The sequence below is a fragment of the Flavobacterium sp. KKT103 genome (genome assembly GCF_055640565.1).
In genome coordinates, this window is sequence record NZ_CM145766.1 from 810,679 (window position 1) to 833,802 (window position 23,124).

The following is a 23,124-nucleotide window of genomic DNA, read 5'->3' on the forward strand; positions in this document are numbered from 1 at the left end:
AGTTGGCAAATTACATGACTTATATCGATCTATTTGTCAAGTTCGCTCACCTACCGTTTGACTATGCAAGGTATAAAAAAACAAGCAACCCATAGGCATATAAGCCATAACTATTTGCGCTTAATAGAAGAAAATGTACAATCTCAACTAATCAATTTTGTGTATTTTTACAAAAATTATAATTATTCATGTTAAAAGTAGTTCATGTTGTTGAGGCTTTAGCTGGGGGAGTCAATTCGTACTTCAAGGACCTTTCCTGCTATTTTGGTGCGGAACAAACAGCACTTGGAATCAACACTACAATTATTTATAGCGCCAACCGTAAGGAGGTTGATGGTGCTCAAATAAAAGCTTCTTTCTCGGATACCGTGCCCTTAATTGAGTTGAGTATGCAGCGTGAATTTTCGCTGATAAAAGATCTCAAAGCCACTAGAGAACTCCTGAAATTAGTTCGAAAACTCGATCCTGATGTAGTACACTTACATTCCTCTAAAGCAGGCGTTCTTGGCAGGATTGCATGTTTTTTTCTATTTAAGAAAGTAAAGGTCTTTTACACACCACATGGCTACGCTTTTCTTAGAACTGATATTTCAGCTTTCAAAAAAGTAACATACCGAGCAATCGAGCTTGTTTTTCAAAAGTTATTCAAAAATACCACTATTGCCTGCGGTGACGCAGAATATACAATTGCAAAAAAAATAGGACCTTCTTACCTAGTTCGCAACGGCATTAATGTTGATGAAATTCAAACGTATTGTACTGCACATACTAATTCGGTTTTAACCATCGGTATCGTAGGAAGAATTACAGCTGCAAGAAACCCTGAATTATTCAATAAAATTGCTTTAGAAAATCCACAGTATCAATTTGTTTGGATAGGTGATGGAGAACTAAGACCAACACTTACCGCCACCAACATTCGTATTAGCGGTTGGTTTTTAAACCATCCCAACGTACTTCAAGAACTGGATAAAATTGATGTTTACATCCAAACTTCGCTTTGGGAAGGTTTACCCATTGCGGTTTTAGAAGCTATGGCGATGCAAAAACCAGTTATCGCGACAAACATTCCAGGAAATAGAGATGTGGTTGTGCCAAATGAAAGCGGCTTTCTCTTTGACTCTATCGCTGAAGTAAAGGATTACCTAGACCTTCTCAAGGATAAAAATACCCGAGCACAAATGGGGAAAAACGGATACGTTCGCTGCCAAAAACTTTTTAGCAATGACCGTAAATTTAAAGAACTTGTTGCACTTTATCGGCAATAGCCTTTTGCTGAAGCCAATAACTGCCAAATACAGCAAACCAAAAGCTACTAAACACGATTCCATCAAAACGGATTAAAAAATCATCGATACAGTTAGAGGTAAAAAAAGAAACGAAGAAAAACAATACCACCGGCTGCTTCAAATCGAGTCCCAAATAAGCAATTCCTAATAAATAAATCAAAACAACGATAGGACCCAAAAAACCGTATTTGAGGAAGTAATCTAGAAACTGGTTATGGGTAGGAAACTCATACTTAGCTAAAAATTGTTGATTTGTTTGTTTGTAATAAGCAATCAAAGCTGTTTTGGATTGAGAAGCTCCTGTCCCAAAAGGTAGATTTTGAAGTGATAACTCCCAAGCTGATTTCCAAATTGATAGCCGTGTAACCATAGAATTAAAAATCTTTGCCTCTGGATTTTTAATCTCGTCCAATTTACCCACTTTGTCCATATAAGCAAAGGTTACCACTTGGTATTTATAGGTCATATAATTGTTGTTTTTGACAAAGACAATTAAAACAACTACTGAAATTATAATAGAAATTAAACTTACTTTAATCGTTTTCTTTACATTAACCTGCTCTTTTAAGGCATAGAAAAAAACAATCAAAATTCCTAAAAACACATTAACCAAGGCCATTCGGGTGTTGATAAACAATACCATAAAAAATGAAATCACAAAACCACTAATTCGGAAAATATGATTTTTAAGTCCCCTGCGTTTTTGGAACGATTGTAAGATCAAATAGAGAAAAATAACTGTAACAAAAGCCATGTGCATGTTTAATGCTGGTGCGTGCAAACCCATACTTTGTGAAAACACATAACCCATTTCCCATAAATCAATGCCACTTTGATATTTAGCTATTAAAATGGGATTGGTACCTATAAAAAGAAACCAATAAAAAAGAACTATCAGTAAGGTTAAATAGGCATAACTAGTTAGCAATTTATAGAAATGAACTCTGTGGTAATTGCCAATTATAAACCAGGCAAATACGGGCAAGGCAGCATACTTTTCTAAAATTTTCACTTCATTATAGTAGGAGTCTGTGTTAAAAAAAAACAGTAATTCTAACAGTAAAGGCAAGGCAATAAATAGCCGTAAGCCATTAGCCTTTTTAATTGTTTTCATCTTTTTTAAGAAAAACAGATTGAAAGCTGCAAAAACAAGCAGCAGCCAGGTACAAGGAATTCTAAAAATAATTCCTGCACCAATTAGCAGTAAAAACAAATTGAATATGCTATCGAAGTTTTTCTCGGAAATTGTCATAGTATAACGCGAAATAAATTAAAGGAAAAACCCCTATTTTATGCCTAATGGCAGTTCCTAAATCAGGTTCAAAAACACCTTGAACAATGAAGTAAGAGAACAATATAAGCAATAACCACAACTCATAATTCTCTTTTCGTCTACTTTTTAAACAATTTGAAAACCGAACTAAAAGTAGAGAGAACAAAAGAAGTTGCCAAATTACAAAAGCTAAAATTTGAGGAGATAATACATGTTTTAAGCCATTTACTGGAACGTTAACCGTAAAAAAACCGTAAGCGATTCCAATAGCTTCGCCATACCAAGTATCAGGCTTAATTGGAGATACAATAATAGAGTTGGCATCCTGCGAATTCAATCGGTCTAAATTGACTACTTCCCTACTGCTTTCTGATAGGTATTGCCCCTTGACAAGGCCGTAACTCAATGAAAGAAAAAAGGCTATACATAGTCCGTAAAACAAAGTCATCATTGTTTTATTTTTGAATTGTACATAGCGCAATCCATACATTCCTATCGAAATAATGGGAATTAATAAAAAGTAGGGGCGGTAAAAAGCACCAAATAGTAACAGTAAAAGCATCGAATAAACAACCGATTTTTTAAAACTAAATCGATCACTTTTGTAAATAAAAACAATCAAAGCAAGATACAAGTACGTAATGAATTCCTTAGAAGGCATAGACATAAATACAGCTATCATAAAAAAGCCTAAGTAAACTAACAGGTTTTTGATTGTAAGTAGGTTAAAGTTTTTAGGAATCCCTACTTTATATAACACATAAATCAAAATCGGATACTGAATTAAAGCTACAATTGGAAAAGACAAATACCGTAAGTAAGTAATTTTGTAAAATAAAATCGTAAGCGGGTAACTACCTAAAAACCCAATTTCGTTGCCCTTATCATAAGCAATAAGCATCGCATCGTAAAAAAACTTTTTAGGTAAAACATAAAATGCCAGTAGCGCAACAATTAGATTGCAGAGAAACAACAGCAAAAAAGTAGCTTTATTTTTAGATAATTTTTGATTAATCATTTACAATTTTTTATACAATTCAATCTGTTTATCTACCATACTATCAATGTCATACTGCTTTGCTCTTAAACTACATTTTTTAGCGATAGCTTGGTAATACATTTCATTGTCCACAAGCTTTATTACCTCAGCCGCCAATTGTTCAGCATCGCCTTCTTTAAATAAAATTCCTGCTCCATCAACCAAGGTATTTACGGCAGCCACATTAGTTGCGATTACCGGTTTACCAGCAGCCATACCTTCTACCGCAGCAAGGGAAAACCCTTCGTATTTTGACGATATGATTACAATGTCGGCCATTTTTATCAATTCGGGTACATCCAAGCGTATTCCTAAAAATACAACCCTTTGGGCCAATTTCAATTCATTGACTAATTTAATACAATCATTCTTCAATTCTCCGTCTCCAACTAACACTAATTGCACTTTAGTAGGTAAATACAAGAGCGATTTAATGACCGTTTTTTGATCTTTGGGTTCCTTAAAACTAGCAATTTGAATGATGGTTTTTAAAGAAGAATCGCTACCAGGGAACAAAGTTGACCGATGAGTGGGTTTACTGTTCCTAAACGTCTCCAAAAGTACGCCATTAGGTATTAATTCAACAGCGTGGCCCAAGCCAGTATGCTTGTGAATAACTGTTGCTACTGCTTCTGAAATTGCAATTATCTTGTTGTAACGTTTGTAAAAATAGGGATCTAATCTTTGAAAAAAACGGCTATTGATTCTTCTTCCAGAGGTACTGTGTTCCGTATAAACTAGCTTAATTTTTGAACCCGAAAGCAGTTTAGCAATCACTACCCAATATTGAGTAGGAAATAAATGCACATGTGCAATATCATATTTCTTTAAAAAAGGAATAATCTTTAGTATAGCAAGAGGATTGTATGCTGAACCCAAATTTAAAGAATAAATAGAACAGCAATTTAAAGATCGTAGTGCTTTCATAAAGGAATAATTAAATCCATTTAGCACAAGCAAATCTACAGTTACCTTTTTTTTCTTGTATAACGGTAAGGTGTCAAGCAATAGCTTCTCAGCACCGCCTGATTCTAAACTGTTTATTATGTGTACTATCCTCATTTATACTTTTTACCGCTTGCTTTCGAAAAATGAAATCAATTTAAAAAAACAACAATCTTATCTCTTTTATAAATTACAATTGCAGAGCATAAGTTCCAAAAAAGTGAACTAATCACAAAAGCACTAGCAGCACCTGTCATGCCGTAGATAGGTATCAACCACCTATTAAAACCCAAATTAAGTAAAACTGCTACAACCACTATCCTTTGAAATATATGCTGCCTACCTGTCATATTTAAATAAACGGGCGCAGAACCAAAGGCGGAACAAATTACTTGACCAATTGTTAAAATAAGTAGGGCATCTTTAGCCAAAACATATTCTTTCCCAAAAAAACCTAAAATAGGGTCCGCAAATAAACATAAGAATAAAGCGGCTGGAAGTGTTAAAACTAAAATTAATCGGGAGCTGTTTTTGATAACTCCTTTAAGTTGTTCTAGGTTTCCGGCAGAATGAAATTCGGCTATTTTTGTAGAGACTGTAATGTTAACTGTCACGATTATCATCGATAAAATTGTCATTAATTTTACTGCCAAAGCATAAAAGGCAACTGTTGCATCTCCCCTATATTTTTTTAAAAACATGATGTCAAAACTAATTAGTAAAAACAACGCCATTCCGCTAACTGCAATAGGATAGGACTTAGTAATAATCTCTTTATATGAAGTAATACTACTACTAGCATCCACTTTGTTTTTTGAAAAATAGTACCATACAATCACTGTCGTTACCAACGCAAGCAATATAAATCCTCCCAAAAAAACATCTGGTAAATAGGATTCATTATCGGTATACTTTAGGATAACAGCGCCAACTATCACAGGAACGTACTTAATAGAATTTCTAAATAACTCTGCGACATATAAATGATCTAAAGCCCTAATCACTTCAATGTTTAGTGTTGTCAGAGCGTAAAAAATCAATAATAATGTGGCCTGATAAAGTAGTTTGTATACTCCCTGATCGCTAAAAAAAGAGTCAATAAAGGGTTCATTAATGACTGAAACGAGCAAACATAACAGAATGGACATTACTAGTAGGATGCCCACCATTTTTACATAAATACCCTTTAAGCCAATCAAGGAATAAGTTCCTTTAAGTTGGCCTCGAAAGTAAAGAATCGACTGATCGCACCCTAGCAAACAAATACTACCGATGACAAATAAATAGGATCGTACAAAATCGTATTGACCTACAATTTTTGGTGAGAAATTTTTAGTGAGAAATAAAGTAAAACCAAACAAAATTAGCACTCCAAAAACTCTCAAAATTAACGTTATTATACTTTGATGAATAAACGAATTTTGTTTGATTTTTTGAAAATAGTAGCCAATTGTTTTTAACATATCTACGTTTATTAATCTGTATTACTAGGCCCTACACGAATCAATTAGTTTTAGGCGTATTTGGCTGATTGACTTTTATAAAAAGATAAAAAGAGTCTCAATACTATAAATAGTCCTATAAACAACAAGGGTAGCAAAAATTTGAATTTTCCGTTAGTGAATTTGTCGTTTTTGACGTTTAAAACTGTCGAACTATCGTTGATAATTTTCTTGGAATTGAATAATTCAATTTTTAAAGCCGCCATTGTGCTCGCGAGCGTATCCTTAGTTTTAATGATATTGTCTAGCTGATTATTATCGTTGTAATAAATCATCTTATCATTTTTACTGACCACGGCCTTATTTGTAGAATAGGAATTAATTATTTCATCAATTTGTACAATGATGTTCTCTTTTACTTTAATTTTTTCCTGAATGTTTCCAATGGCAATTTTTTGGATATCCTTATAGTAGGCGGTTGTATTTAAATAAACTAATAAAGGATCTATTAGCTGTTTTTGACTGGTTTTCCCATTAGTTGAGACGATTATCGTATGAAAATTGTAGTTTTTGCTAGTAGTGGTCTCTTTAACAACTGATTTTAAATCTCCGTTTTGCGCTAGTAATGCAAGTAATTCAAAATTTTGCTCATTACTACTAATGAGTTTATAAATATCTACAACAGGTTCAATTTTAATTCGCAGTAAATTTTGGTAGTTATAAATTCCCATTCCTTTAAAAAAAACGGAATCTTTTTCAGCAATCTTGGTCGCTAACAAATCGATTTTGGCATAAAGATAATCCGTCGATTTAAAATTAGGTGCGACTATGATTTGGTGATCATACAATTGTTTGGTTTTGTCTAAATACAATCCCACCCCAAAACCTAGCAAAATCAAAACAATGACAACGATGATGTTTTTTACAAAAAAATGAATTGCAAGAAACAACATCCGATTGATCCATTGAAAAAAATCACCCACTTTAGTAAAAAGCGTGAATAAATCAATCTCTTGATTGTCTTGGTTTTGGGGTTCGTTTGTACTCATTCTTTAGTTATTTAGAATTGAAAATTTGTTCCAATATTTTAATGGTAATCAAATAAGTAGGTTTTACTCCTGTCGTTCCTAAACCTCCTGAAGCCAATGTACTTCCCGTTTCTAAAGGATTATCTGATGCATAATAGGCATATCGAACCTTAATATCTTGAGGAACACTTTTTCTGATTTTCGAAGCCGACTGAATTGCTTTTTGGTAATAAGATCCTTCCATCTCTAATCCAATAACACCCCAAGTTGACTCGTGAAAGAATTTAAGTAAATCTCTATTTTGTAATGAAGTTCCCAAAACCGTAACCATCGGACCCGCGAAAACCGCAATGTCATTGCCTTCGAACATCTCTGCACTTAATTCATTTTCGAAGCAATAATTATCAGCTGTTCCTTCGTTGATGTGGGCATTAGGAATCATGATATCCCCTTTTCCACCTTCTAGAATTCCGGCTTTACCCATGATCGATACTGATTCGACATTCAACAAGATGTTTTTCTTGAATGGTTTAAGCAGCTCATCAATGGTTTCATAAGCTTGCTCACCAAAGGCATAATCCATTACAATTAACACTGGTTCTTGTCCTTCGAATTTTGCATTAGGAAACGACGACTTCGCCCAGTTAATCTTAGCAGTGTCAAAAATTTGCACATCAATATTGGTTCCTGACGCATCGGGTATGGAGATCATACCGTGTTTCAGCGCTACTTCTTCTACTTTGTTTCGCACCTCATGCGCGCCTGACTTACTTAACTCTTCGTAAATAAAGAAATCAGGCTTGTCCTTGAACTGCGTTTTTAGTACCGTAGTAGCAAAAATAGAGTTCATAACGGAGTGCATGTTGGCACTAATAACATGTATAGGTCGCTCTAATAAACCGTTTTCTTTTAAAACTTCTTTGATATTGGTAGCCCAAATCTCTCCGTGAATGTGGTGTCCCAAACGTTCTCTTAAAATAGGACTAAAAGTAATTGTACGCTTGTTGTTATCTACAATCTCATCAATCGCTAATTTCCCTAACCAATAAATAACGTGTAAAAAACGATCAGGAGCAGCCTCTGACCCAAAAGCGTCATAAATGTTTAAAACCTCTTCAAAAGTTCTACCTAAAATATTTGCTGCATGAGAAATTGCTTTCTCTTTTTCGATTAAAGGCAGTTTTTTGGTTTGAGCGACAGCCTGCTCTAGTTTCATCCAATCACGAGAAACTTCGCCTGCATCATCTAACAAAACTCTGTTTCGTATTTTGTGAGACTCAATAAAGATAAATGTTAAATGCGTTAAAATATCGTAAATGTCTGATCGACCACGAGTAATTTCAACATTCATTTGCTCCTCGTCAATTCTATAGCAATTACGTCTTCTCTTAGGAGGGACAATCGCTTTAAAGTGCGATCTAGAATACCCTTCATCAGAAGTTAAATTGATAAAACGACATTCTTCAATTCCTACCGGTAGTCTTTCTATAACGTATAATAATCCGTTTAATTCTACTTTTTCTTCGGCTATATTCCCGTAAATTTCAGGGCGTAACGCTAATAATGCTTCGCGCAAAGTTTCACCCGAGATTCCCATTGGTTTATAAAATCCACGGTTAAATAAATGACGCATGGTAATGTATAATTTCTCAATTGCTGCTGATGATTCTTGCGCTCTAGAGCGTGATATGTTTTTAGTTTCTTTCATTTCTTATAATTTTCTAACCTGCAAAGGTAGGTGTTTTATTTCAAGTTTAATAAATCTACGATTTTCCTATTGTCTGACAGTCTTGGAATCTTATTTTGTCCGCCAAGTTTACCAATTGATTTCATGTAATCCTGAAAACCATTTTTGGCCACAGCCGTAATAACCACTTTTTTCAGAATGTTACCTACAATCAGGTCGTAGTAGTAGATGTTTTGTTTGCGCATGGCAGTATCTATCGCTTCTGCAAAAGCAGATATGTTCTCCGGTTCCTGCTCAAATTCTATAAACCACTCGTGGTAAGGCAAGCCGCTAGCTGGATTTATTTGCGGTGCCACCGTAAATTCGTTCACACGAACAGTAGTTCCCTCCATGGCTTCTTGCAAAGCACTTTCGACTTCTTTACCAATCACATGCTCGCCAAAGGCTGATATGTAATGCTTAATTCTTCCGGATACGATAATGCGGTAGGGCTTTAATGAGGTAAACTGAACCGTGTCTCCGATGTTATAACCCCAAAGTCCTGCATTTGTCGAGATGATTAAAACATAATTAACGCCAAGCTCTACCTCGCCAATGGTGTACCGTCTAGGGTTATCTGTGAAAAAAGAATCGCTTTTGATAAATTCATAAAAAATACCGCCATCCAATAGCAACAGCATTCCTTTTTCCTGCTGTGAATCTTGATAGGCAAAAAATCCTTCCGAAGCAGGAAATAATTCGATGCTGTCCACTTTTCGTCCAATAAGATTTTCAAACTTGGCGCGATACGGCTCATAATTGACACCACCATAGATAAACAAGTTGAAATTTTTGAAAATCTCACCTACAGGCTTCCCTCCTTTTTGTTCTAAGCGCTCAAAATACATTTGTACCCAAGACGGAATTCCTGAAATTACGGTCATGTTTTCATTGAAAGTTTCGCCTACAATTGCATCTACTTTAGCTTCCCAATCGTCAATACAGTTGGTTTCTAAAGAAGGCATCCTGTTTTTTTGCAAATATTTAGGAACAAAATGCGCCACAATACCCGATAAGCGGCCAAACTGAATTCCGTTTTTTTCTTCTAAAATGGGGCTTCCCTGAAGGAAAATCATTTTGCCATCTACAAAATCTGCCTTTCCGGTTTCATGGATATAATGTAAGATTGCATTTCGAGCGGCTTGAATATGATAGGGCATCGATTCCTTAGTAAGCGGAATGTATTTTGCTCCTGAGGTTGTTCCTGAGGTTTTAGCAAAATAAAGTGGTTTGCCTTTCCATAACACATTTTCATGCCCGGCAACCACCTTTTCAACATATGGTTTTAGATCTTCATAATCTCTAATAGGAACTTGATTTGCAAAATCAGCATAGGTTGTAATAGTACCAAAATTATGATCCTTACCAAATTCAGTTTCCTTAGCTTCTTTAATCAACTGATTAAAAACAGCCTGCTGCGTAGCTACAGGATTATTGGCCCAGGATTGTGTTTTTTTGTAAATATGATTAGCAAAGAGTTTTGCTGCTATTGCTTTTATAGACATGATGGTTGTTGATTTGTAACGTGCGTAACACAAAATAAGGTTTAATCAATGGGAGCGCTAGCGCTATTTTTTACGTCAAAAATTATTTAGTGTTTTTCTTTTTGCTTTTAGTGGTAAGTGCTTTCTTTTCCTCTATTTCCACTTCTTTTCTTAATTGTAATTCTTCCTCAGATGCGGTCAATTTCAATGGTGGTACCGGTTCTTCAGAAGCAGCTAAAATCGAATCTTTATTGAATTTAGCATACTCCAACTGTCCGTTTAATACTTTTTGAATAGATTGAATATAGGCTTCGTTTTTCTTTAAGGCGTTCGTTAAAGAGTCGGATTTTAATGCTAAAATAGTGGCATCCTTTTTTAGTTTGGTAGAGGAATATCCAGGAATATATTCCCGTAAAGGAGTAAAGGCAATAATAAAAATAGTGATCGAAATAAGTAAAATTGCTCCTAGAGTAGCGACTACAAAAACATTCATCAAGGTCAACTTTAAAGAAAAGGTTTCCTCAAAAGTGTCTTCATTCAAGATAACCAAGCGGTTTTTAGTGAATAATTTACTGTGAAGTTTCTTTCTTTTTAATCGTTTCTTGGACATAATTTTTCTTTATATGACAAATATAATAATTTAAGTCAAGCGTAGTACTTTAGTACCATAGTTTGCCTAGGAGCAGCGATAATAAGTTGTTTTTAATATATTTTTAACTTTACACGCTTTAAATATTTACGGTTAAATGAATGCAGGTATCGTTATTCTATTTACCTTTGTCCCTACATTAATTACAAATTTGCTTCGGCAATAAATTATTCAATCATGGGAAGATTTGGTGTTACAGAAATCCTAGTTATTTTGGCAGTGGTTTTATTACTTTTTGGAGGTAAAAAAATTCCAGAATTGATGAAAGGCTTAGGAAGCGGAATTAAAGAATTCAAAAATGCCGCAAAGGAAGATCAGCCTGCTGATAAAAAAGAAGATACTAAAGAGTAAAATCTAACGATTCTATTTAAACACATTTAACGGTTTAAGTAAGTTAATCCCAAATCCCAAATACTGGTGTTTGGGATTTTTTTGTGCCCAATTTTTAGCTTCTAAAAAATAATAATATCAAAAAAGGCAAAAAAACACGAATAAAAGAAAATTATATTTAACTTTGTTTAAAATAATTTTAACTTTATTAAAATGAAACTACCAATTGTTTGTCCCAGCTGCGAGAATTCATTGCGTGTAAGCCAAATGAAATGTGACCAATGCGAAACCGAAGTTAACGGAAATTACGATTTACCCTTGTATTTAAAATTAAAGCGAGAGGAGCAAGATTTTGTCCTAGAATTTTTTCTAAGCAGTGGTAGTATTAAGGAAATGGCCAAGCAAGCGGGCAACTCCTACCCCACAATACGAAATAAAATGGACGACCTTATTGAAAAAATAAAAAATTTAAAATCGTAATCATGACTTGGCAAACCGTTTTTAATCCGTTTTCAAAATTTTCCGAAAAGCAATTACTCGCAATTGGAATCCTGTCTTTTATTGTTAATTCAGTAGTCTGTTTTTATACTTCCACAAAAATGGATAGTATTTTTCATTTTTCTCCGCAACCAGATCTTTTGTTGGCAAATGCATTTATCTATGTGACCATTAGCATGGCAACCACAACTTTATTTCTTTTTTTACTAGCGCTACTCTTTAATAAAAAAACGCGTTTTGTAGATATCGTTAACACCGTTTTATTGTCGCAAGCACCTAACTTTTTAGTGTTGCTGTGCATCAAATTTAGCGGACTTGAAACAATGGCCAAAACCGTTAATACCAGCAATGAAGCGGTTCCCTCTTTAGATTTTAATACAATTGCCATCGTTCCTTTTTTAATTGGAATCATTTTAATGCTTACCCTAATAGTATATGGTTTTGTGCTGATCTACAATGGTTTTAAAACAGCGACCAACTTAAAAAAGGGGCTTCATATTGGCTTGTTTATCCTATTTCTGTTCTTATTTACTTTATTTCACCAGATATATATTCACTATTTAAATCTTTAATTCAGCCGCCTTAACAAACAAAAACTATCATTATGAAAACAAAACTATTAATTATCGCGCTCCTAAGTATGCAAATCCTTTTTGCTCAAGAAATAACCGGTTCGTGGTCAGGAGAACTTAGCGTTCAAGGAATGACGTTACCACTTAGCTTTCATATTAAAAAAGATTCAAACGGACTAGTGTCTACAATGGATAGCCCAAAACAAGGGGCGAAAAACATACCACTCGGTACTACAACATTTGTCGATAATTTAGTAACAATAAATGCACCCGCACTGGGTTTGAGTTATTCAGGAAAATTGAATGCTACTATTATCGAAGGAACCTTCAAACAAGGTGGAATGGAATTTCCAATGACTTTAACTCGACAAAGTGAAAATGTTCCTACCGTTATGAGGCCGCAAACTCCAAAAGCACCTTTTAATTACCAAACTGAGGAAGTTAGTTTTGTAAATTCAACTGACAAAAACAGTCTAGCTGGAACACTTTCAACACCAAAAAATTTTAGTAAATCAAATCCAGTTGTAATTATGATAACGGGTTCTGGAAGTCAAAATCGCGATGAAGAACTTTTTGACCACAAACCATTTGCGGTAATAGCTGATGATTTTGCAAAAAAAGGAATTGCTACACTACGTCTTGATGATCGCGGTATTGGTGGTTCTAGCAAAGGAACTAAGAATGATACCTCGGCTAATTTTGCCACTGATATTACAGCTGCAGTACATTTTTTAACAGATAAGGGCTTTACTAATATTGGTTTATTAGGTCACAGTGAAGGCGGCATGATTGCACCCATGGTTGCTCTTAATTCTAAAGAGGTAAAGTTTTTGGTTTTAATGGCTGGTCCAGGCGCAGCTGTTGATGAATTGTTGTTGCAGCAAAATTATTTAGCGGGGAAATTAGCCGGTATGAACGAAGCTGATTTACAAGAAAATAAAAAAACGAACGCTACAATTTATAATTTTATAAAAAATTACAAAGGAACTACTTATGAAGAAGACTTACGATCGTTTTTAAAAAGTGACGGTCAAAAAGCAAACGAAGATTTAGTTAATCAATTGAAAAATTCTTGGTTCCGATACTTTATAAGTTTTAACCCTGATACGTACTTATCAAAAATTAAAATACCTGTATTAGCAATTAACGGAAGTTTGGATTTTCAAGTACCAGCTAAAGAAAACTTAGCTGCCATTAAAAATTCACTAACTAAAGCTAAAAATAAAAACTTTGAAACCTACGAATTCGAGGGTATGAACCATCTGTTTCAAGAATCTAAAACGGGTGCATTCTCTGAATATGGAGAAATAGAACAAACCATTTCACCTAAAGTACTTGATAAAATGAGTAACTGGATTTTGAAATTATAACCTAAAGGTCTCGAGCAAATCGAGACTTTTTTATTTTTAATCGCATGGTAATTCGAAAAAGGACTCTAAAAAAACCACGAATCATATTCTTAATTTAATGGTCATTAAAAAAATTAAACATTGCTCAAAAAAATTACAAAACTCTTATTTAGAATTAATCTTAATTATGTATGTTTGCACTTCAAAAAAGCAAAATAATACTTAAAATTGTAGCAGCCATGACAAAAAAGAAGAAATCAAGTAATTTAATGCGCATCATACACCGATATTTGGGCTTTTTTCTTGCGGGAATAATGGCCGTTTATGCCTTAAGTGGGATTATCTTAATTTTTAGAGATACCGATTTTCTAAAACAAGAAAAGAATATTGTAAAAACCATAGCTCCCAATTTGAATGAGGAAGATTTAGGAAAAGAATTGCATCTTAAAAAATTAAAAGCAGAACGTGAAGAAGGAGATATCGTCTTTTTCAAAGAAGGAACGTACAATAAAAAAACAGGAGCTACCGATTACAAAACCACAAGCCAACCTTTTATAATCGAAAAAATGAACCATTTGCACAAAGCAAAAACTGGTGAACCGCTTTTCTTTTTGAACGTATTTTTTGGCTTGTCGCTATTTTTCTTTGTGATTTCAACCTTCTGGATGTTTACACCAAAAACGACCATTTTCAAAAAAGGAATGTATTTTACAGCCGCTGGAATTGTGTTGACATTGATTATGTTGTTTTTGTAAATAGATTTCTAATACTGATATAGAACAAAAAAACCATCTTTACTAAAGATGGTTTTTTTTATACTTGTAGTGACTCAATTATTAAATCACCATCGTCAATTGAATTCTTTTTCTGTCCTCATCGACTTCGGTTACTTTTACGGTTACATGTTGGTGTAACTTCACTACTTCGTTAACATCGCTTACAAAGCCTGCTTTGAGTGATCAAAACAGTCGAGAGCTCTTACCTAGTCAAGTAACTAGAGCTAATTAATGAAACAATAAAAATACGCTTTGCATTCTCAAAAAATACAGTATTTTAGTACCCAAAATATTTTTGCTGTTATAACTTTATAAATGAATCAAATTCCGTATTCTCCTGGTTTACACAAATTGGTTACCCTCGAGGTAACAAAGTTGGATACCCTTACTTCGAGCCAAAAATTTATAGCTTTTTCTGAAGGTTTGTTGTTGAAATACGAACTGGAAAAAGTAGGCATCAGTGTGCATGATTTTGATAATGATAGTTTTACCATTGCCATTTGCTTGAAGGAATCTCATATTTGCATTCATACTTGGCCTGAGTTTGGACAACTGACTTTGGATGTGTATTTGTGCAATTATTTGCAGGACAACACACAAAAAGTAAAGGATATTACGGCAGATTATATTGCTTATTTTGAAGCAGTGGTACTTAAAGATTTCGAAATTAATAGATAGGGTATGAAAGTAACTTGCTTTAATTGCAATAACACAACAACATTAGAGGTTCTTTTTGAGGTCGAATCTTTCGCATGTCCGCATTGCGTGTACACGTATAAGAACACCCGCAGCGAAGGATTAAAATACTTTAACAAATCAAAACCTTACTACTATGAATACCAATTTAAAGTAGGTTCAAAGGCAAATTTTGATGGTATCGAATATCAAGTTACTGGTCTACTAATAAAATCAAGCAACGGATACGAGTGGACGGAATACATTCTTGAAAGTAAAAAAGGAGAGTACTTGTACCTATCGGAATCAAACGGACATTGGGTACTTTTAAACCAAATTGATTTTGATAAAAAAGTTGGCAATCACCCGAAAACAGTGGAATATCAAGATATAATTTATGACCGCTACAATTATTGTTACCCAACACTAGTTGCCGCTCAAGGATTTTTTGACTTTGATATTTACTCGAAATTCGAAATTATCGAATATATAAATCCACCCTTAATGCTTTCTTTCGAAAAATTAGGCAAAGAGCAAACCTGCTTTTATGGAAAACATATCTCTAGAAGCGCGATCAAAAAAGCATTTAATACAACTGATCTAGATAAAAAAACGGGTATTGGTCAAGTACAGCCTTTTATATTCAATATTCGCAATTTGGGATTGATCTGCGCCTCGGTTGCAATGGTGATTTTAGTGAGCCATTGGTACATGAATTTGGGTCGTGTAGAACAAAATGTTTTGAATACTGAAATGTCCTTTGACCAATACACCAACAAAGAATATGTAACGCCAGCCTTTAATTTAAAAGGAAGTTCAGCACCTTTGTCTGTAAGAGTTCATACCAATGTTAATAATTCGTGGGCTAATGTTCAACTAGCTTTGATTAATGAAAATACGGGCGAAGAAACTTATGCCAACAAGGATATTGAGTATTATCACGGTTATACCGATGGTGAAAACTGGACTGAAGGAAGTGAAACAAATGAGTTTAATATTTGTGGTGTAGCCGCAGGAAAGTACCATTTGACCATTACACCTATGAAGGCGCCAGAAGATGTGCAAAATCAATCCTTACAAATAAGCGCATCATGGTCTAAACCATCGTATAGAAATGTCTATATGACCTTTATTTTTATGATTGTATTTGTTATTGGAATGTATTACCTCAACCAAAATTTTGAAAACAAACGATGGGAAGAATAACCGATTTTATCAAAACAAATTACCTTTCGCTACTTATTGGCTTGTGCTTTTATGGTATTTACATGTACTATAATACAAACGGAAACCAAATATGCGATTGCGAAACAACCGAAAATTATAGACCTACTCAAGGAAACCGTAGTTCTATCAACCATTTTTATCATAAATAATTAAAACCGCAACATCATGGAAATATTGACAATGAAACCCGTTTTAGCTTCTATTGTTTTCTCACTTTTAGGAATCGTAATTCTTTTGATTGCGTATTTTATTATCGAAAAACTTACTCCAGAGAATACTTGGAACGAAATTTCAAAAAACAATAATGTGGCACTAGCAATTGTTTTTGCTGCCTTTATCATTGGAATTTCAATGATTATTAGTGCCGCGATTCATGGGTAAAAATTTTCTGAAATTCGAATATTTACTGCTATTTGCCGTATTTACCATTGCCACCTGCGGACTTGTGTATGAACTTGTTGCGGGTACTTTGGCGAGTTATTTATTGGGCGATTCGGTCAAGCAATTTTCATTTATCATTGGTGTTTATCTATTTTCGATGGGCGTGGGTTCTTATTTTTCGAAATTCCTGACCAAGAACTTACTCAATACTTTTGTCGAAATCGAAATACTAGTCGGACTGATTGGTGGACTAAGTTCGGTAGTTTTATTTTTATTGTTTGAAAGTGTGTATTCGTTTCAGCTCCTGCTCTATTTCTTGGTTTTCGTAACCGGTTGTTTGGTAGGATTAGAGATTCCGTTGTTGATGAATATTCTCAAGGACAAAGTCGAATTTAGAGATTTGGTTTCGAATGTTTTTACCTTCGATTACATTGGTGCTTTGTTGGCATCAGTTCTTTTTCCATTGTTTTTGGTGCCCAAATTAGGTATTATGGGTACGTCCCTATTCTTCGGAATGATCAATATTTCTATCGCCATTGCCTTATGTTTCTTATTGAAAAAAGAACTGAAAAAAGTTTATTTCTTAAAGAGTAAAGCAATTGTATCGTTCTTGATTTTATTAACGGTTTTTATATTCTCAGATAAAATATTGGCCTATTCTGAAGGCAAATTGTACGGCGAAAACATCATTTATACCAACACTACGGCATACCAACGCATTGTTTTGACGCACAACAAAAGCGATTATCGCTTGTATTTGAACAACAATTTACAATTTAGTTCTGCTGACGAATACCGCTATCACGAAGCTTTGGTACATCCTGCTATGTCGATGGCCAAAAAAGTAGATAACGTACTAATTCTAGGCGGTGGCGACGGTCTTGCTGCTAGAGAAATTTTAAAATACAAAGAGGTTAAAAAAATAACCCTAGTCGATTTGGACGAAGGCATGACCAGAATGTTCAAAACCAACGCAATTTTGAAAGGTTTTAATCAAAATTCCTTGAACAATCCTAAGGTTACCGTTTACAACAAAGACGCCTACATCTGGTCAAAAAATTGCACCGAAAAATTTGATGTAGTGATTATCGATTTTCCAGACCCGTCTAATTATAGTTTGGGAAAGTTGTACTCACTCAACTTTTATGCAACCGTTCAAAAATCATTGAATCCAGATGCTGTTGTCGTTATACAAACGACTTCACCTTACTTTGCCCCTAAATCGTTTTGGTGTATCAACAAAACTGTGATGCAGGTTTTTCCACAGGTTGATGCGTATCATGCCTATGTACCTTCGTTTGGAGAATGGGGATATACCATAGCTATCAACGGTTTTGGCAGTACCTTTAACACTGTGAATCGAAAGGTAGATAGCCTTCGATTTTACAATTATCAGTTCGAAAAATTCAACTATTTCTCCGAAGATATGCTTTCGAAAAATATCGAAATCAACCGATTAGACAACCAAATCCTAGTACGCTATTTTGATGAAGAATGGGGAAAATTACAATAATTCGAGAAGAACGTTCTTCAAATCGATAGCCGCTTCTTTGCTTATTATTCCGTTTTTGGATGCGTGCAAAGAAAAAGCCATCACTTTGTTGATTCGTTTATCGGGTACCAATCATATTTTGGGACATAAATTGAGAGTTCAAAATTTCCCGAAACCAACCAAGGAAATTTCGATTCCGTATTTGATTGTAGGTGGCGGAATATCGGGTTTAAGCGCTGCCAGACAATTGACAAAAAAAGGAATAACCGATTTTTTGATGGTCGAATTGGAAGACCATTTAGGAGGAAATTCGTCTCATGGCGAAAATAAATACTCCAAATATCCCTTGGGCGCGCACTATTTACCATTGCCAAATTTGGAGGACAAAGAATTATTACAATTTCTTGCCGAAGAGAAAATTATTTTGGGCTATGATGCCAACGGTTACCCTGAATTTGATGAAACCCAACTCACTTTCGCTCCCGATGAACGACTATTTTATAAAAATAATTGGCAAGAAGGTTTGGTTCCAAAACAAGGAAATTCAGTTCTAGAAGATGAAGAACTCATTCGTTTTTTCAAATTAATGGATGATTTTCGAACAAAAAAAGACCCCAACGGAAAGTTTTGGTTTATGATTCCGCTTTCGCAATCGGCAACAAATGAAACAGTAAAAGCATTGGATTCGGTTACAATGCAACAATGGTTTGTCTCGAATAATTTTACTTCAAAACCGCTATTTGATTATATCGATTACTGCTGCAAAGACGATTTTGGATTGGGAATTGACTATGTTTCTGCCTACGCCGGAATCCATTATTTTGCAGGTCGAAAGCAAAATGCAAGTCCAAACAAAGGCGATACCGTACTTACTTGGCCCGAAGGAAATGCGAGATTGGCACAGCATTTACAGAAGTATGTGGTTGCAAAATCGTTGAAAAATCATTTGGTGTACAACATCAAAATTGACGGAAAAAAAGCCGTAGCCACTGTTTTTGACAATAAAACCAAAACATCAACTACCATTACTGCAGATAAAATTGTGCTGGCAACTCCACAATTTGTCAATCAATACCTTTTAGAAAACAGAAAAAATTTAGCCGCACAGTTTAATTACACGCCTTGGATGTTGGCGACTCTGGTTGTGTCTGATCTTATTGATAATAATAGCTTTCCGCTTTGTTGGGACAATGTGATTTATGGTTCAAAAGGCTTGGGCTATGTGTATGACCAACACCAGTCCTTGCAGCAAATTCAGGATAAAAAAGTGATTACGTATTATTATAGTTTTTCGTCCTCTGATTTAAAAAAGACAAGACGAGACTTGTACAAAAAACCAAAAGAATATTGGAAACAAGTGGTCTTTAATGATCTAAAAATTGCCCATCCAACTATCGAAGAAAACACAGAAAGCATCGAAATTCACCTTTTAGGTCACGGAATGGTAAGTCCTGTTCCTGGTTTTATTTATGGTCAAGCCAAAAAAGAAGCAGCCAAACCCATCGACAATAAAATCTACTTTGCTCATACCGACTTGGCCGGAATTTCAGTTTTTGAAGAAGCTTTTCACCAAGGAATTAACGCCGTAAACCAAATGATTGATGGAACAACCATGGATTCATAAAGCCAAAACTGATAGCGTTTTTATCTTGCTTCCCTCCTTTTTGGTGGTAGCAATAGTGTTTTTGTTTCAAAATCAACTCAAGGTTATTGAAGAACACTATTCTTTTTATACGTGGCTTTTTCTAATTGTTTTTATTGATGTCGCACATGTATATGCAACCTTGTTTAAAACCTATTTCGTAGCATCAGAATTCCAAAAAAGAAGAAAACTTTTAATAGGACTGCCTATAATTTGTTTTGTTATTGGTATGCTTTTGTTCTCATTTGGCAGTGCGGTTTTCTGGTCTGTTTTAGCGTATATCGCCGTATTCCATTTCATTCGACAACAATATGGCTTCATGCGATTGTATGCTCGCAACGAGCCGAAAAAATGGGCTTGGATCGATAATTTAATTATTTATACCGCGACGATCTATCCCATGTTGTTTTGGTTTTTGTCGCCTACGCGAAAATTCAACTGGTTTGTAGCAAATGAATTTTTCCAATTTGAAAATCCCTTTTTGCTTGAAATCCTAGCATGGATTTATGGTGGAATCCTGTTATTTTATATTCTTCGAACAATTTATTTAACCCTAAAAACCAAATCGTTCAACATACCAAAAAACGCTATTATCTTAGGTACAATACTGTCCTGGTATTTTGGAATTGTATATTTTAATAACGATTTGGTTTTTACACTACTCAACGTTGTTTCTCACGGAATTCCGTATATCGCATTGATCTACCTTAGCGAAATTGAGAAAAAACCAACCTCAGATTTGGGCTGGATGCATTTTTTGAAGAACTTTCAAGGTGTTTTTATTTTTCTATTCATTCTAGCTGTTATAGCTTTTTCCGAAGAATATCTATGGGAATTCATGGTCTGGAATGAACAATTTTCGGGAACAAAACATAACTTTTCAAATTGGTATTTCTTGATTGTTCCTTTGCTTACGGTGCCTCAATTTACGCATTACCTTTTAGACGGTTTTATTTGGAAAAGTAAGAAAGCTTAAATTATTCAAAAACATATGCCTTTTTTAAGTGATCCAATCCCAATCTTGTCACTCTGAAAGAGTCTCTACGCTTACTATTCACAATTGCTGAGACGCTTTCAGCGAGACAAACTGCAGAGAGTTTTATTGTGGCTTAACTTTATCAAGTACTTTTCTTAAATCACCATCGTCAATTGAATTCTTTTTCTGTCCTCATCGACTTCGGTTACTTTTACGGTTACATGTTGGTGTAACTTCACTACTTCGTTAACATCGCTTACAAAGCCTGCTTTGAGTTGAGAGATGTGAACCAAACCACTTTCTTTGACTCCAATATCTACAAAACAACCAAAATTGGTGATGTTGTTCACAATTCCAGGCAAAATCATTCCTGATTTTACGTCTTTTATGGTTTTTACATTCGGGTCAAATTCGAAAACTTTAGCTGCTTTTCTCGGGTCTAATCCGGGTTTTTCTAATTCTTTAATAATGTCTTTTAGCGTCAGTAAACCTATTTCTGGAGTGATGTACTTCTCGGGTTTGATTAAGGCCGTTTTCTCTTTATTAGCAATTAAATCATTAACAGTTAGTTTCAAATCTTTTGCCATTTTTTCAACAATTGGATAGGCTTCCGGATGCACTGCTGAGTTGTCCAACGGATTTTTAGCATTCGAAATTCGGATAAAAGCGACTCCTTGTTGATAGGCTTTCTCGCCCAAGCGAGGCACTTTCTTCAATTGTTTTCTATTTTCGAAAGGACCGTTTTCAGAACGATAGTTCACAATATTTTCGGCCAGTTTCTCTCCTATTCCACTCACGTAGCTTAGTAAATGTTTACTTGCTGTGTTAATATTGATTCCAACGGAATTCACGCAACGAATTACGGTGTTATCCAATTCTTCTTTTAGTTTATTTTGGTCCACATCGTGCTGGTACTGCCCTACTCCAATGGCTTTTGGGTCAATTTTTACCAACTCTGCCAATGGATCTGAAAGCCTTCTTCCTATCGAAACCGAGCCACGTACGGTTACATCATAATCCGGAAATTCTTCACGAGCAATTTTAGAAGCTGAATATACCGAAGCTCCAGCCTCTGAAACGATAAAAACTTGTACTGGCTTATCAAAAGCAATTTTCTTGATGAAGAATTCGGTTTCACGAGATGCGGTTCCGTTTCCTATTGATATGGCGTCAATTTTATAGGCATTGACCATCGATTTTATCTTTTTCATCGCCATGGCTGTTTCATTCTGTGGCGCGTGCGGATAGATATTTTCGTTGTACAATAAATCTCCCTTTTCGTCCAAACAAACCACTTTACAACCGCTTCTAAATCCTGGATCGATAGCCAAAATACGTTTTTCTCCCAAGGGTGGCGCCAAAAGTAACTGCCCTAAATTATTAGCAAATACCTGAATCGAATTAGCATCGGCCTTAGCTTTTGCTTCTTGCAAGGCTTCGTTGGATATTGCTGGATTTAGTAGACGTTTATAACTGTCTTCAATGGCTAATTGTACATGTGGCGTACTCGCGCTTTGACCTTTTAAAATCACTTCATCAATAATATTATAGGCATCATCAATGTCTACTTCGACCTTAAACTTGATGAATCCCTCATTTTCGGCACGTAACATGGCCATTAAGCGGTGCGAAGGCGCTTTGGTCAACGGTTCTGACCACTCAAAATATTGATTGAATTTTTGGGCTGCTTCGTCGTCTTTTTTGGTTTTAACAACCTTGGTTGTAATCGTTGCTTTACGCTCGTATAAGCGACGCAATTGCTTCCGAACATAAATATTTTCATTGATCCATTCGGCTACAATATCACGTGCTCCTTGCAAAGCAGCATCTTCGTTGATCACATTTTCGTTTAGATATTTAGTCGAAAGAAAATCAACATCATCGTTGTTTTGCGCCATGATGAGTTTAGCCAAAGGTTCTAATCCGTTTTCACGAGCGACATCGGCTTTGGTTTTCTTCTTCTTTTTATAAGGTAAATAGAAATCTTCTAGCTCTTGTAAATCAAAACTTTTATCAATTTTTGCAAACAAAGTTTCATTCATCGCGCCTTGCTCCATGATGGATTTCAAAATCGCCTCTTTACGTTTCACGACTACTTCGTACTCTTTTTGAAGCTTGGCTATGTTTTCAATTTGCACTTCGTCCAAATTTCCGGTAGTATCTTTTCGATACCTAGAAATAAATGGAACTGTACAATCTTCTTGTAATAATTGAACGGTTTTTTGAATATTGATTGCCGCTGTAGCAACCGACTTGGATATGTATTGTATGTTGGTCATTTTAGTTTTTTTCGAACAGCTAAAATAATATCTTTGAAACTTAAATTAAGTT

The 23,124-nt window shown here is 34.9% G+C and carries 22 protein-coding genes and 1 pseudogene; 13 read left to right on the forward strand and 10 right to left on the reverse strand.

Annotated elements, in window-relative coordinates; translation table 11 throughout:
- Positions 1 to 188 precede the first annotated feature (188 nt).
- Entirely contained in the window at positions 189 to 1,268 is a 1,080-nt protein-coding gene (locus tag ACZ2G0_RS03500) for a glycosyltransferase (RefSeq protein WP_470309022.1), read from the forward strand.
- Here the strand turns inward: ACZ2G0_RS03500 and ACZ2G0_RS03505 are convergent.
- From ACZ2G0_RS03505 to ACZ2G0_RS03540, 8 genes are all read right to left on the reverse strand, one after another.
- Positions 1,237 to 2,403 (reverse strand): O-antigen ligase family protein, encoded by a 1,167-nt coding sequence (locus ACZ2G0_RS03505; protein WP_470309023.1) that lies wholly within the window; start codon positions 2,401 to 2,403, stop codon positions 1,237 to 1,239. The genes ACZ2G0_RS03500 and ACZ2G0_RS03505 overlap by 32 nt on opposite strands.
- A 109-nt stretch (positions 2,404 to 2,512) precedes the next feature.
- Positions 2,513 to 3,580, reverse strand: a complete 1,068-nt coding sequence (locus ACZ2G0_RS03510; RefSeq protein ID WP_470309024.1) for a hypothetical protein — start codon at positions 3,578 to 3,580, stop codon at positions 2,513 to 2,515.
- Entirely contained in the window at positions 3,581 to 4,663 is a 1,083-nt protein-coding gene (locus ACZ2G0_RS03515) for a glycosyltransferase (protein ID WP_470309025.1), read from the reverse strand. It lies immediately after the preceding gene.
- Positions 4,664 to 4,698: 35 nt separating this feature from the next.
- A complete protein-coding gene (locus ACZ2G0_RS03520) occupies positions 4,699 to 6,009 on the reverse strand; it encodes a lipopolysaccharide biosynthesis protein (protein WP_300288062.1) in 1,311 nt (436 codons plus the stop codon).
- A gap of 50 nt (positions 6,010 to 6,059) precedes the next feature.
- Positions 6,060 to 7,037, reverse strand: a complete 978-nt coding sequence (locus ACZ2G0_RS03525) for a hypothetical protein (RefSeq protein ID WP_470309026.1) — start codon at positions 7,035 to 7,037, stop codon at positions 6,060 to 6,062.
- Between the two features lie 7 nt (positions 7,038 to 7,044).
- Positions 7,045 to 8,724, reverse strand: coding sequence for a DUF6909 family protein (locus ACZ2G0_RS03530; protein ID WP_470309027.1), 1,680 nt, complete (start codon positions 8,722 to 8,724; stop codon positions 7,045 to 7,047).
- Positions 8,725 to 8,759: 35 nt separating this feature from the next.
- Complete coding sequence (locus tag ACZ2G0_RS03535) at positions 8,760 to 10,247, reverse strand: GH3 auxin-responsive promoter family protein (RefSeq protein ID WP_470309028.1); 1,488 nt, start codon at positions 10,245 to 10,247, stop codon at positions 8,760 to 8,762.
- A gap of 82 nt (positions 10,248 to 10,329) precedes the next feature.
- Positions 10,330 to 10,836, reverse strand: coding sequence for a peptidase (locus ACZ2G0_RS03540; protein WP_470309029.1), 507 nt, complete (start codon positions 10,834 to 10,836; stop codon positions 10,330 to 10,332).
- 216 nt (positions 10,837 to 11,052) lie between these two features.
- Between ACZ2G0_RS03540 and tatA the strand changes: the two genes are divergently transcribed.
- The 5 genes from tatA to ACZ2G0_RS03565 all read left to right on the forward strand — a co-directional run bounded on the left by tatA (position 11,053) and on the right by ACZ2G0_RS03565 (position 14,379).
- On the forward strand, positions 11,053 to 11,226 hold the full coding sequence (gene tatA / locus ACZ2G0_RS03545; RefSeq protein ID WP_300288067.1) for a twin-arginine translocase TatA/TatE family subunit: 174 nt from the start codon (positions 11,053 to 11,055) through the stop codon (positions 11,224 to 11,226).
- A 192-nt stretch (positions 11,227 to 11,418) separates the two neighbouring features.
- Positions 11,419 to 11,685 (forward strand): DUF2089 family protein, encoded by a 267-nt coding sequence (locus ACZ2G0_RS03550; protein WP_470309030.1) that lies wholly within the window; start codon positions 11,419 to 11,421, stop codon positions 11,683 to 11,685.
- A gap of 2 nt (positions 11,686 to 11,687) precedes the next feature.
- Positions 11,688 to 12,275 carry a YIP1 family protein gene (locus tag ACZ2G0_RS03555; RefSeq protein ID WP_470309031.1) on the forward strand — a complete coding sequence of 196 codons (588 nt, stop codon included), beginning with the start codon at positions 11,688 to 11,690 and terminating at the stop codon, positions 12,273 to 12,275.
- 32 nt (positions 12,276 to 12,307) lie between these two features.
- A complete protein-coding gene (locus ACZ2G0_RS03560) occupies positions 12,308 to 13,645 on the forward strand; it encodes an alpha/beta hydrolase family protein (RefSeq protein ID WP_470309032.1) in 1,338 nt (445 codons plus the stop codon).
- Positions 13,646 to 13,815: 170 nt separating this feature from the next.
- Positions 13,816 to 14,379, forward strand: coding sequence for a hypothetical protein (locus tag ACZ2G0_RS03565; RefSeq protein ID WP_470309033.1), 564 nt, complete (start codon positions 13,816 to 13,818; stop codon positions 14,377 to 14,379).
- A gap of 81 nt (positions 14,380 to 14,460) precedes the next feature.
- Here ACZ2G0_RS03565 and ACZ2G0_RS03570 read toward each other — a convergent pair.
- Positions 14,461 to 14,580 (reverse strand): annotated as a pseudogene (locus ACZ2G0_RS03570) (S1 RNA-binding domain-containing protein); the annotation flags it as partial.
- 135 nt (positions 14,581 to 14,715) lie between these two features.
- Between ACZ2G0_RS03570 and ACZ2G0_RS03575 the strand changes: the two are divergent.
- Genes ACZ2G0_RS03575 through ACZ2G0_RS03605 form a run of 7 tightly spaced genes read left to right on the forward strand, consistent with a single transcriptional unit; the run spans position 14,716 to position 20,793 of the window.
- The gene (locus tag ACZ2G0_RS03575; protein WP_470309034.1) at positions 14,716 to 15,078 is read left to right on the forward strand and encodes an S-adenosylmethionine decarboxylase family protein; all 363 of its coding nucleotides are present in this window, start codon (positions 14,716 to 14,718) and stop codon (positions 15,076 to 15,078) included.
- 3 nt (positions 15,079 to 15,081) lie between these two features.
- Positions 15,082 to 16,281 carry a DUF4178 domain-containing protein gene (locus ACZ2G0_RS03580; RefSeq protein ID WP_470309035.1) on the forward strand — a complete coding sequence of 400 codons (1,200 nt, stop codon included), beginning with the start codon at positions 15,082 to 15,084 and terminating at the stop codon, positions 16,279 to 16,281.
- Positions 16,269 to 16,451, forward strand: coding sequence for a hypothetical protein (locus ACZ2G0_RS03585; RefSeq protein ID WP_300286664.1), 183 nt, complete (start codon positions 16,269 to 16,271; stop codon positions 16,449 to 16,451). Before ACZ2G0_RS03580 ends, ACZ2G0_RS03585 begins: the two co-directional genes overlap by 13 nt.
- Before the next feature lie 16 nt (positions 16,452 to 16,467).
- Positions 16,468 to 16,683 (forward strand): DUF350 domain-containing protein, encoded by a 216-nt coding sequence (locus ACZ2G0_RS03590; protein ID WP_300286662.1) that lies wholly within the window; start codon positions 16,468 to 16,470, stop codon positions 16,681 to 16,683.
- Positions 16,676 to 18,196 carry a polyamine aminopropyltransferase gene (locus ACZ2G0_RS03595; protein WP_470309036.1) on the forward strand — a complete coding sequence of 507 codons (1,521 nt, stop codon included), beginning with the start codon at positions 16,676 to 16,678 and terminating at the stop codon, positions 18,194 to 18,196. The genes ACZ2G0_RS03590 and ACZ2G0_RS03595 overlap by 8 nt, the downstream gene beginning before the upstream one ends.
- Positions 18,171 to 19,799, forward strand: a complete 1,629-nt coding sequence (locus ACZ2G0_RS03600; RefSeq protein WP_470309037.1) for an NAD(P)-binding protein — start codon at positions 18,171 to 18,173, stop codon at positions 19,797 to 19,799. The genes ACZ2G0_RS03595 and ACZ2G0_RS03600 overlap by 26 nt, the downstream gene beginning before the upstream one ends.
- Complete coding sequence (locus ACZ2G0_RS03605; RefSeq protein ID WP_470309038.1) at positions 19,777 to 20,793, forward strand: hypothetical protein; 1,017 nt, start codon at positions 19,777 to 19,779, stop codon at positions 20,791 to 20,793. Before ACZ2G0_RS03600 ends, ACZ2G0_RS03605 begins: the two co-directional genes overlap by 23 nt.
- A 155-nt stretch (positions 20,794 to 20,948) precedes the next feature.
- Here ACZ2G0_RS03605 and ACZ2G0_RS03610 read toward each other — a convergent pair whose 3' ends face one another.
- Positions 20,949 to 23,072 (reverse strand): Tex family protein, encoded by a 2,124-nt coding sequence (locus tag ACZ2G0_RS03610; protein WP_470309039.1) that lies wholly within the window; start codon positions 23,070 to 23,072, stop codon positions 20,949 to 20,951.
- Positions 23,073 to 23,124 lie beyond the last annotated feature (52 nt).